Raw genomic sequence first — 11,393 nt, 5'->3', positions numbered from 1 at the left:
ATCCTCCTATCTATTCCTTACAATGCTATTGTATCGAAACGAGAAAGTGTTTTCATCGGACATAATTCTAAAAAAATGGTATAATTTTTATCCATAAGAGGAAAAAAGGAGAAAACGATGAAATTAAGAGAGTTATTATCGATAGGTGACTTAAAAAAAGGTAAAATTTTGACGAAAGAGATTGGTTTAGACAATGAAGTTGACTCGGCAATGGTCTTAGAAGCGATTGATATCGAGAACTGGAGTAGAAAGAATCAGTTAATTTTGACTTCTTTCTACGCATTGCATGATTTACCAGAAAAAGAGTTGGAAAATTTTTTCGTAAAGATGCGCCGAATTGGCATCAGCGGCTTAATTTTGAAAACAGATCGATTCATTAAAATGATTCCAGAGTGGTTTATCGAATTATGTTTCAATTATGAAATTCCTTTAATTAAAATCACACAAGACATTAGCTATGAAAAAATTCTGTTTACGATTTACGAGCCTTTGTTGAATTATCAGTCGCATGTCTTACGTACGTATTACGATGTACGCCAACGTTTCACCAAATTAGAGCGCCACTACCCAACGGTTGAGACGATTATGCAAGAATTTTATGACATCATTAAATTACCCTTCGCTTTAAAAATGTTGGATAAACATCTGGAAATTAGCGATGGCGACTTACCCCATGATGCGATTGTGCTCTCAAGAGAAAAACTAAAAAACAGTGAGTTCACTAAAAATGATTACTCTCTTTTAACACTTTATTCTCATGCCAACCCCAAAAAACAGTTGGCACTAGAAGTTTCTATTTTCAATAGTTATTCCACTAATTGTTTACTTCTGGTTTATTTACAAGATGAAAAGGTTAAAGAAACGGATTTAGTGATTATCGAAAATGCGATTGATGTCTTGCAAGAAAAATTCAATACCGAAAATTTGTTAAAAAAAGAACGGTATACTCGTTTGAACAACTTAGCGGATGCTATTTTACAAAATACACCGCAAAATCCTGACGAGCTAAACAGTTTGCTTCGTGAAGTGCAAATGCAAGAACTAGATTCTTACCAAGCGATTGCTTTTTCTACCAAAGACACCAATACACAACTCATGAAAGAACGAATTATTGCCTTACTTCGTACCCTGCGTGTGAAATCCATCTTCTTTGATCAGCTAAATTATTCGGCGGTCCTTTTTAACTTCAATGAAAGTGATGGAAAAATTACAAAGCTGCAATTAAGTCGTTTATTAGCTGAACTTTTAGAAGAAAACGACACGCTTACCGTTGCCGTCAGCAGTTTAAAATCACGAGAAGGGATTAAAGAGCTACTGATTGAATGTCTGGACATTCTGCGCTTTAATGAAACTTTTTATAACGGACCAATTGTCACCTTAGCCGATATTGGGGTATTTAAAAATTTTATCCGCGAAGACCAATTGGAAAATTTAGACGAATTAATTCCTCGCGCACTTTATCAATTAGCCGAAAATAACTACGATTTGTTTGAAACCTTGTACAGTTTTTTCCAAAATAATCGCAACTATAAACAGACCTCTGAAGCGATGTTCCTTCATTCAAAAACGATTCGTTATCGTTTAAACAAAGTGGAACAACTTCTTGATATTGACTTAGCCAATCCCTTGCAATTGTTAAATTATGAAATTGCCACATACATTATAAAGATGAGGAGACGTGCACTTGAAAAACAATCAAACACTCGCTAATGGCGCAACAGTTACTATCTACCCCACTACGACTGAACCAACGAACTATGTCGTCTATTTACACGGTGGCGGGATGATTTATGGAACCAAAAGTGATTTACCAGAAGAACTGAAGGAGCTGTTTACAAGCAATGGCTATACCGTTTTAGCACTGGACTATTTGTTGGCTCCAAATACAAAAATCGATCACATCTTAGGGACGCTAACAGAAACCTTCCAATTGCTAAACGAAGAGATTATTCAAAACCAGCCCTTTGGTTTGTGCGGGCGTTCCGCTGGCGGTTATTTAATGTTACAGTTAACCAAACAATTACAAACACTAAATTTGACGCCACAATTTTTAGTCAATTTTTACGGCTATACAGATTTAGAATTTATTAAAGAGCCACGAAAATTATTAAAGCAAGCCATTTCCGCTAAAGAAATAGCTACCATTGACCAAACAAAGCCTGTTTGGGATGATCCTTTTCTTTCTCGCTATCTGCTGTATCATTACAGTATTCAGCAAGGGCTATTGCCGCACTTTTACGGATTACCAGAAAATGGGGACTGGTCTGCTTACGCACTGTCAGACGAAACATTAAAAACTTTTCCCCCTTGTTTCAGTACAGCTAGCAGCTCAGACGAAGAAGTGCCGTTCCGCTATAGCAAAAAAATCGGACGGACCATTCCTGAGAGTACCTTTAAAGCGGTTTACTATTTAGAACATGATTTTTTAAAACAAACCAAAGATCCTTCGGTCATCACTTTATTTGAGCAATTGGATAGCTGGCTGAAGGAACGATAAGCAATCAAGAAATTTTATTAAAGTATTAGACTTGTGATAGAAACTTTTTTATGATCCATGATATACTGTATATACAATATATACGAAAGGTGGGTTACTGGTGGAAATCAAAGAAAGAAAACTTAGAAAAGTTGGGAATTCTGTTGTTATGACATTGTCAAAAGAGTTTCTAGAAAGCATTGGTGCGACTGCGACAGACACCGTTTATGTAGACGAAGAAAAATTAAAAGATATTATTGTTAAAAAAAATATGTCAGAACATCAAAAAAAATTACAACAAATGATGGAGAACTCAAAACAAAAACATAATGAGCTGTACAAAGAATTGGTTACTAAATGAAAAGTATTTATTATTTATCAGCGGATGATCTATTTCAAATGAATACTTTCTTGATCCAAACGTATTCTCCCGCAGAACAAATTGGCATCAAAGATCGTAATGCATTAGAAATGGCTAGCAACCAACCAGCACAATTCGTCTTTGACGTTGACCTGTACCCAACAATTGAAGAAAAAGCAGCTATTTTAATGATTAACATTGCAACAAAGCATTGTTTTTACAATGCAATTAAACGGACAGCTGTAATGGCAACCGACTTATTTTTACAATTAAACGGTTATGATTTCCAATTAGATACGCAAGAAGGCGTTGATTTATTGGTTTTTATTGCTACTTATAGATCAGATTTCGATCAGTTGAAAAACGATGTATCAAAAGTAATCAGAGCTAAATTAAATCATACTTCTTCTCACTAATTTCATCAATGAAATATAAGATGGATGTCGTTTTCAATTGTAAAATTAAGCGTCTAATCCAAATAAATTTAATAACAAAAAAAGAAGCGAGAAATCTCGCTTCTTTTTGTTATTTTTGATAAAGTGTGGTTCCTTTTACCACACTGATTTCCACCGGTGTCTGACGAGCGACAAAAGCCGCCGCACATTCTGCTTCAGTGAGTAAGTAAGTTGCTTCAGCACCAACTTGCGGCCAATTTGCTTGCCCTTGTTCGTCTAAAGTTGTGACACCATCTGTCACTAAGCCCAATAATTGGGTTAAAGCATCTTGATCTTTCACATTAAAAAGTTCACCTAAACGAGCCAATTTTTCTTGTAATGAGCCATCACCATAAGGAGACCAGCAATCGTAGATATTGTCACAACCAAGATGGACATTGACTCCATGACGTAACAATTCCATAATTGGCGGAATCGTGTTAGGTGTGATTGGCACGCTGGAATTAATATGAATTTTTTCTGCTGCTAAAGCATCATAAACTTCATCACGTTCTTCACCAATGAAATCATTTAACCCGAAGGCATGGCTGATAAATACTTTGTCTTGTAGGCCATATTCTTTCGTTAAACGGATAATTTCTTTAATCGTTGTTGTCCCAGCTTCGTGACGGTCATGTAAATGAATATCCACACCGACACCATGTTTATCTGCTAAGCGGAATGTTTCAGCCAATGATTTTTTGTAATCACCATCTAGTGAATAAGGATCCACGCCACCAATAAAATCGGCACCTTTTGCCAATGCTTGATCAACTAATTCAACGGAATCTGAACGTAGTAAGCCGTGCTGTGGAAAGACGACAATTTCTACCGCAAATGGTTTCGTTTGGGCCAATGCTTGGACTTCATCAAAATAACGTAAGTCTGTCATCGGTTCCACGTCGACATGTGTTCTGAAGGCTGTCGCGCCATGTGGTAATTCTAAGTCAATTAAATGGTTGGCGCGTTCTGTTAAAGAAAGTTCTAAACTATCTAAATAAGGGATTTCTGCTTCGACACGTTCCACAATTGACTTCGCTGGCGTCACCGGATACCACGGAACGCCTAGTTTACTTTTATCAAAGTGACAATGTTTTTCAATCAAACCTGGTAAAATCAATTGATGGTGCCCATCAATAATTGTCAACCCAGGTTCTTCTACCAATTCTTCATTGGGGATGATTTTCGTAAATACTCCATCTGTTACTTCAATTGCCACTTCTTTGGTTACTGTCCCAGATAACCAGTCACCTTCTTTTTGATACCCTGTTTCAATTCGAACATTTTTTAACCAATAATTCATGCTTTCCTTCACTCCTACCTGTATTTATTCCTTCCCGAAAGGACACAATACTTAGTTGTACTGTGCTAAAATTTTACTAATTTCCGTATAACCTTTTTGATTGGCATAGTCCATTGCTGTTCGACCAGAATTGTCTTTAATGGATTGATCCGCACCATTTTCCATTAACAATTTTACAATATCTTGGTATAGTTGGTTCCCTTCACGTAACCCCACTGCCTCAATCAACGCTGTATAGCCAAAGTCATTTTGGAAATCTATGTCTTCTCGTCCATCTTCTAACAAGAGCTTCACATTGTCAATATGTCCTTTTTCAGCTGCCGGAATTAACGCATTGCCACCGTAACGGTTATGCTTATTTAAATCTGGGGTCGCATTTTTTAACATATACGCTAAAATCTCCGTACGTCCTTGCGCTCCCGCATAAAGATAGGGACTATCACTAATGCTGTTTTGCAGATTAATATCGGCACCCCGATCAATCAACGCTTTTGCAATCTCAATGTCATTATTGTGCACAGCGATATTGAGCGGTGTGTTGCCTTCTGTGTCGACTTCATCCACTTGATAAGTAGTATCTTGTAAAATTTCCTTGACCTTCTTCGTATCTCGTTGATTGGCTGCTTCTAAAAGCGCACCCACTTCATAGGTCTTCATCGGTTCTTTCACTTCCTCTTTTGATGTTGTTTGAGCCACCGAACGGGTTGTACTGGTGCTTTCAGTTTTTGCACTACTTTGAGTAGTCACCGTTTGACTATTTTTTGACGCTGCGGAAGGTGTTTCTCCTCCTTGACACGCAGCAAGTAATGGAATGGTCACGACACTTAATAGCCCCATTAAAATTTTTTTGTTCATTGTGCTCAACTTCCTTTCCTCGAGAGAAATATGAGATTTTTCTCCAGTGGTTCTAATCTAACGAATCTTTTTTTATTTGTCGATTAAAACGCTTTCTCTGTTTTTCTATTTTAAAAAGAGAGAAACCAAAAGAAGTCGAAACTTTTTTTGGTTTCCATTCGTATGTTTTGTTCTTAAAAGGTAAATTCAGGATCAAAAGTTCCTTGGTATGGTTCATGTTCCACATAGACTTGGATATCGTTTCCTTCGTTATCTTTACCCATTCGTGTGTACGTAAAACGATTATCATTCAATTCTGTTAATTCTAAGACAGCGCCATAGCGATTGGTTCCAATGGACACATGGGCACGGAATTTATTTTGATTTCCTACTTTAAAGTAGCCATAGTCGCCACGGGTTTCACCCGTTTGTAAATTGAAAAATTCATATTTGCTGCTGTCTTGGTCAAATTTCGCTAAGCTAATGAAGTTTTGATTAGCCGATGTTACATCATTGCCATCTTTATCCACTACTTTCGTGCCATTCCATAAGCGCTCAGGCGTACCATACAACCAAGATGTTTTTCCAAGAATCTCATCACCAGGTCGATTAATATCGATTGCCCCTGTTTGCTCTGTCATCGCACGTCGGCCATTCGTAAATTCCAGTGTTCTCGGACGATTATTTGGGAAAGGTTGCGGATATCCATAGACAGGACCAGAGGTTGCTTTATTTTCTACAAAAACTTCCACATCATTTCCTGCTTTGTCTTTCCCTGTTTGTGTATACGTAAAAGTATCTTGGTACAACATTCTTGACCGGTAAACACCTTGATAATTCTTTGTTTCAGAAATAATTACTAAGTAGCTCTTATCAGATAAGCCAGCGGTCATAAAGAAGGTCCCTTCATCACCTGTGGATTTCCCAGTTTCTTTGTCAAAAAACTCATAAAAACTAGTGGTTGCATCAAACTTAATTGCATGTAATAAATCCTGATTTTCAGCGGTTAAATCGGTCCCATTTTTATCATAGACACGTTGACCTGCCCAATCTTTTTCCGATAACATTTCATCTTGCCGAATACCAACCGAGCGTAAATACTCAGGTAAATTCCCTAAATTATTGGGATTGTCTACGCTTTGAGGAACGTATGCTTCTGCCGTCAAAGCCCCTCCTGCTCCACCAACTAATAACGTACTTAAAGCCAACAATGTAATTGTACCAACGATTTTTTTCTTCATAAGCTACTACTCCCTTTCCCTCTTGATAATTTAAGGATAGCAAGTAGTTATTAACTCCACCTGTCCATAATATGAACAAATTATTAAATAATAATTATTATAATTATCTTAATAATAATATTTAATTGTAACTAATAACAATTTATTTATAGAAGAGAAGAAAACAAAAGAACGTTGGGGGACGTTCTTTTGTTAAATGAGAGAGAAGACAAGAGACTTTTAGAAAGTAAAGGCTGGATGATATGTGCCTTGGTAAGGTTCATGTTCCACGAACACTTGAATATCATTACCAGCGTTATCTTTACCCATTCGAGTATACGTAAATCGATCATTGTTTAGTTCCGTTAATTCTAGCGCCGCACCGTAACGATTCGTACCAATAGATACATGGGCCCGAATCTTGTTACTGTCCACCACTTGGAAGTACCCAAAGTCGCCGCGGGTTTCACCCGTTTGTAAATTGAAAAATTCATATTTACTTGTGTTTGGATCAAATTTCGCTAAACTAATGAAATTTTGATTGGCCGCTGTCACATCATTACCGTTTTTATCTACGACTTTTGTGCCATTCCACAAGGTTGTTCCTAAAATTTTATCCCCTGATTTATTTGTCACAATTTTGCCAGTTTGATTGGTTAATGCTTCACGTCCATTTGTAAAAGCTAATTTTTTCCCATGATAAGGGATGTGTTCCACGTAAACTTCAACATCATTCCCCAGTTTATCTTTCCCTAAACGCTTGTAAGTAAATTTGTCTTTACTCACTTCGGTTAAATCCACTACGGCTTGATAATTTTGTGTCCGCGAAATTAAAATTCGTTTTGTGCCATCACCTGTCACAAAAAATGTTCCTTCGTCACCACGGGTTTCCCCAGTGTTTTTGTCGAAAAACTCGTAAAACCCGGTTTCACCATCATATTTTGCTAACCCAATAAAATTAGCATTTTCTGCCGTTAAATCATTACCAGCAGCATCATAAACACGGGTTCCTTGCCAGTCCGTGCCAGATAAAATCTTAGTCGCCTTATCGCCTTTTGTTTGGCCATTGTTTTGATGTTTGCCTAAATTTGCTGTAGCACTATTTGGATTGGCTGCATGACCTGCAAATGCTGGACTTGCATAACCTGCTATAAGTAACGTACTTAATGTTACTAAAGTAATCGAACTTAATACTTTCTTTTTCATAAAGCATCGCTCCTTTTCTTTGATAAACCAATCTTAACAAACGATTCTAAACTACCACTGTCAGAAAAATGAACAATTTATAAACGATTAAAAACAACTATAAACTATTTTTTTGTTAAAAATGAAGCGGTCAAAAGAATCCTTTACTTCCCTTTGACCGCTTCATCCACTCGTGATTGACTAATTAGAACGTGAAGTCTGGCGTAAAGTCGCCTTCATACGGTTCATGTTCCACAAAAACTTTAATTTCTTTGCCGTTATTGTCTTTACCCATTCGTGTATACGTAAAACGTTTATCATTTAATTCTGTTAATTCTAATGCAGCTCCATATTTATTGTCACCAATTGAAACGTGAGCACGGATTTTGTTATTATCAATTACTTGGAAGTAACCAAAATCTCCACGTGTTTTACCCGTTTCTAAATCAAAGAATTCATATTTACTTGTTTTATTATCAAATTTCGCTAAACTAATAAACATTTTATTTGCTTCAGTAACATCGTTACCGTCTTCATCTAAAACTTTCGTGCCATTCCATAATGTGGCCCCTAAAATGTCATCCCCAGGTTCATTGGTAACAATTTTGCCAGTTTCTGTTTCTAAATCTTTACGACCGTTCGTAAAGGTTAACTTTTTATCAGAATAAGGGACATGCTCTACAAAGACTTCTACATCTTTCCCATCTTTATCTTTCCCCATTCGCTTATAGGTAAATTTATCTTTCGTTACTTCCGTTAAATCAACCACTGCTTGATAGTTTTGTGTATCCGAAATTAAGATACGCTTTTCGCCATCATCTGTCACAAAGAATGTGCCTTCATCGCCACGGGTTTCACCTGTTTCTTTGTCGAAAAATTCATAAAAACCTGTTTCACCATCATATTTTGCTAAACCAATAAAATTAGCATTTTCTGCTGTTAAATCATTATTATTTTTGTCGTAAACTTTTGTGCCTTGCCAATCAGTACTGGATAAAATTTCTGTTAATTCTTGTCCTTTTGATTGCTCTTTAGCTGCTTCTGCTGAACTAGAGACTGCAGTGCTTGAGCTAGCTGCACTTGATTTATCTGTTGCAGAGTTGGCTCCGCCAGCACAGCCTGCGATCAACAACGTACTAAAGGTTAATAAGGTAATCGTACTAAAAACTTTTTTCTTTTTCATAGTTGGTAATCCCCTTTTTTCTTTTTGATATACCTAGAATAGCAAAGCCTTATAAACTCCTACTTGCCGAAAAATGAACAAATTATAAACAAATGAAAAAAAGTTAATAACAATACTAGCTTTTTTTTGTTTACTTGTAATACACTATAAGTAAGAAATAGATTAAAACCACTAGGAGGGACGCTTTTGACCATTAAACGCCGCTTTTTTATTTCTTATATTAGTGCCATCATTATTACTTTAGCCTCTGTTTTAGCTGTTTTATCCTTAGCTTCTTACATCACATTAGGAACTGTCCCCAGTTTGCCCCAAGCTTACCGAATGATGAATAAGCAACGACCATTGACCGCTAACGAAGAAGAAAGTTATTTAGCCTTAGATCAATTGTTAAAAAAGTCACCGAAATTACTAGATACGCCTTTAAGTAAAGAATTAAAGGAAACGATTCAAACAATTGAGGCAAAAGGATTAAGTGTGATTATTCGAAAGAATGCACGGTTTCCTTATTATTCGGATAATTTAGTAGAAAAATCTTTGTCTGTACATATTCCAAACTACGAAATGAATAATATTATGCCAACTGGCACACTGGATAATGCAGGGCGTCTATATCATTATGTCAAATCCGATTTTCATTATTTAGATGGTTCTAACGGGAGCTTTATTGTCTTGAAACGCGAAAGCAGCCTTTTTGAATTCTTCACACGCTGGATTATCTGGATGATTTTGTTAATTATCCTTGTAGCAATTGCGGCAGCTTGGCTCATTAATAAGCGCTTAACCAAAACCACTATCGAGCCATTAGAAGCATTAGAAAAAGCGACTAAAACATTGGGTAAGGATGCCCAAAAAGAAAATCCATTTACACCAACTAGCCACCAAACCGTCTCAACAGAAGTCAAACAGCTCCAACTTAGTTTTGAACAAATGTGGCAAGATTTAGAAGAAGCCAATGCGGAACGCGAAAAATATGAAGCTAATCGGAAAGAATTAATTGCAAATATTTCTCATGACTTAAAAACACCAATTACTTCTATTATTGGTTACGTTGAAGGTTTGATGGATGGCGTTGCCAATACTGAAGAAAAAAAACAGCGCTATTTAACGGTCATTCATGAAAAAAGTTTAGGCCTCAATGATTTAATTGAAGAATTATTTTTGTATTCTAAATTAGACCTAGACCGTGCTGTCTTTACAATGGAAAAGACCAATTTCACTCGTTTTATTGCACATATTCTTGAAGAATACCGTTTGGAACAAGAACTCGTGATTACTTCTGTACTTCCCACCGAAGCTTTATACGTTCAAATGGATCCCACGCAGATGAATCGCGTGATTACCAATCTAATTCAAAATAGCATTAAATTTGCGGATCCCACTAAAGAACAACTAGCCTTTACGATTTCTTTAACGCATAATCAAACAGACTTAGTTTTAACCATTACAGATAACGGCATTGGTATCGATAAAAAAGAATTACCTTATTTATTCGAACGCTTCTATCGTGTAGACAAATCTCGAACCCCAACAGTTAAAGGAAGCGGCTTGGGATTAAGTATTGTCAAACAAATTATTGACTATCATCAGGGAACAATCACTGTCACAAGTAAAAAAGGAGACGGTACCAACGTGATAATTACGCTGCCGTTGTTGGAGGATGAAAAATGAAACCACATGTATTAATTATTGAAGATGATCCAAGCATTGCTGATTTGCAAAAAGATTATTTAGAAATTAACGATATGACTGTCACAATTGAACATGATGGAAAAAAAGGATTGGAAGCAGCTTTAAATGAGCCCTTTGATTTAATTATTTTAGATGTGATGCTGCCAACTATGGATGGTTTTGAAATCTGTCGTGCAATTCGGAAAAAAAAGCAAACGCCGATCATGATTGTTTCGGCTAAAAAAGAAGATATTGATAAAATTCGTGGGCTTGGCTTAGGTGCGGATGATTATATAATCAAGCCGTTTAGTCCCAATGAATTAGTCGCTCGAGCAAAAGCCCATATGAACCGTTATCAATTGTTAAGCAAAGCAGAACAACCACCACAATTACTAAAAATCAATGAAATCGCTGTCGACACTGCCGCCCACAAAGTGTTTGTTTTAGAAAATGAAGTTATTTTTACAAGCAAAGAATACAAATTGTTGGTTTTCTTGATGGAACATCCTAACCGTGTGTGGAATAAAGAAGAACTTTTTGAAAGTGTCTGGGGGTTTGATGCCTTAGATACTGAGGTTTCGACTGTCGTTGTTCACATTAAACGGATTCGGGAAAAATTAAAAAAAGCCAATCTTTCTGACTCTCCAATTGAAACACTCTGGGGAAGTGGCTACCGCTTCAATCGATAAAGAGAGCAAAAATAAGTCGGAGCCTATTTCTAGGCTCCGA

The 11,393-nt window shown here is 36.6% G+C and carries 11 protein-coding genes; 6 read left to right on the top strand and 5 right to left on the bottom strand.

Going from position 1 to position 11,393, the window contains the following annotated elements; all coding sequences use genetic code 11:
* The first annotated feature begins 117 nt into the window (after nucleotides 1–117).
* From IGM09_RS01445 to IGM09_RS01430, 4 genes are all read left to right on the top strand, one after another.
* Entirely contained in the window at nucleotides 118–1,710 is a 1,593-nt protein-coding gene (locus tag IGM09_RS01445) for a PucR family transcriptional regulator (protein WP_002355248.1), read from the top strand.
* Nucleotides 1,685–2,497 (top strand): alpha/beta hydrolase, encoded by an 813-nt coding sequence (locus tag IGM09_RS01440; RefSeq protein ID WP_010707872.1) that lies wholly within the window; start codon nucleotides 1,685–1,687, stop codon nucleotides 2,495–2,497. Before IGM09_RS01445 ends, IGM09_RS01440 begins: the two co-directional genes overlap by 26 nt.
* A 100-nt stretch (nucleotides 2,498–2,597) precedes the next feature.
* Complete coding sequence (locus tag IGM09_RS01435) at nucleotides 2,598–2,837, top strand: AbrB/MazE/SpoVT family DNA-binding domain-containing protein (protein WP_002358371.1); 240 nt, start codon at nucleotides 2,598–2,600, stop codon at nucleotides 2,835–2,837.
* A complete protein-coding gene (locus IGM09_RS01430) occupies nucleotides 2,834–3,253 on the top strand; it encodes a type II toxin-antitoxin system death-on-curing family toxin (protein ID WP_010775526.1) in 420 nt (139 codons plus the stop codon). The genes IGM09_RS01435 and IGM09_RS01430 overlap by 4 nt, the downstream gene beginning before the upstream one ends.
* 109 nt (nucleotides 3,254–3,362) lie before the next feature.
* Here the strand turns inward: IGM09_RS01430 and IGM09_RS01425 are convergent, their stop codons facing one another.
* The 5 genes from IGM09_RS01425 to IGM09_RS01405 form a co-directional block, all read right to left on the bottom strand.
* Nucleotides 3,363–4,574, bottom strand: coding sequence for an amidohydrolase family protein (locus IGM09_RS01425; protein WP_002392486.1), 1,212 nt, complete (start codon nucleotides 4,572–4,574; stop codon nucleotides 3,363–3,365).
* A gap of 51 nt (nucleotides 4,575–4,625) precedes the next feature.
* Nucleotides 4,626–5,429, bottom strand: a complete 804-nt coding sequence (locus tag IGM09_RS01420) for an ankyrin repeat domain-containing protein (protein ID WP_002373191.1) — start codon at nucleotides 5,427–5,429, stop codon at nucleotides 4,626–4,628.
* A 173-nt stretch (nucleotides 5,430–5,602) separates the two neighbouring features.
* The gene (locus IGM09_RS01415; RefSeq protein ID WP_016617030.1) at nucleotides 5,603–6,649 is read right to left on the bottom strand and encodes a DUF4822 domain-containing protein; all 1,047 of its coding nucleotides are present in this window, start codon (nucleotides 6,647–6,649) and stop codon (nucleotides 5,603–5,605) included.
* A gap of 219 nt (nucleotides 6,650–6,868) precedes the next feature.
* Nucleotides 6,869–7,834: a DUF4822 domain-containing protein gene (locus IGM09_RS01410; RefSeq protein ID WP_010707875.1), complete on the bottom strand. Its 966-nt coding sequence runs from the start codon at nucleotides 7,832–7,834 to the stop codon at nucleotides 6,869–6,871.
* Nucleotides 7,835–8,018: 184 nt separating this feature from the next.
* Nucleotides 8,019–8,996, bottom strand: coding sequence for a DUF4822 domain-containing protein (locus tag IGM09_RS01405; RefSeq protein WP_002373189.1), 978 nt, complete (start codon nucleotides 8,994–8,996; stop codon nucleotides 8,019–8,021).
* A gap of 324 nt (nucleotides 8,997–9,320) precedes the next feature.
* Here IGM09_RS01405 and IGM09_RS01400 point away from each other — a divergent pair, with 324 nt between their 5' ends.
* Complete coding sequence (locus tag IGM09_RS01400; protein WP_002385380.1) at nucleotides 9,321–10,664, top strand: sensor histidine kinase; 1,344 nt, start codon at nucleotides 9,321–9,323, stop codon at nucleotides 10,662–10,664.
* The gene (locus IGM09_RS01395) at nucleotides 10,661–11,353 is read left to right on the top strand and encodes a response regulator transcription factor (RefSeq protein WP_002355236.1); all 693 of its coding nucleotides are present in this window, start codon (nucleotides 10,661–10,663) and stop codon (nucleotides 11,351–11,353) included. The genes IGM09_RS01400 and IGM09_RS01395 overlap by 4 nt, the downstream gene beginning before the upstream one ends.
* The last annotated feature ends 40 nt before the right edge of the window (nucleotides 11,354–11,393 follow it).

The sequence above is a fragment of the Enterococcus sp. DIV0167 genome (assembly GCF_050541555.1).
Lineage (GTDB): Bacteria > Bacillota > Bacilli > Lactobacillales > Enterococcaceae > Enterococcus > Enterococcus faecalis.
Note: the sequence above shows the minus strand (reverse complement) of the source record. Positions and strands in the feature narration are given on the sequence as shown.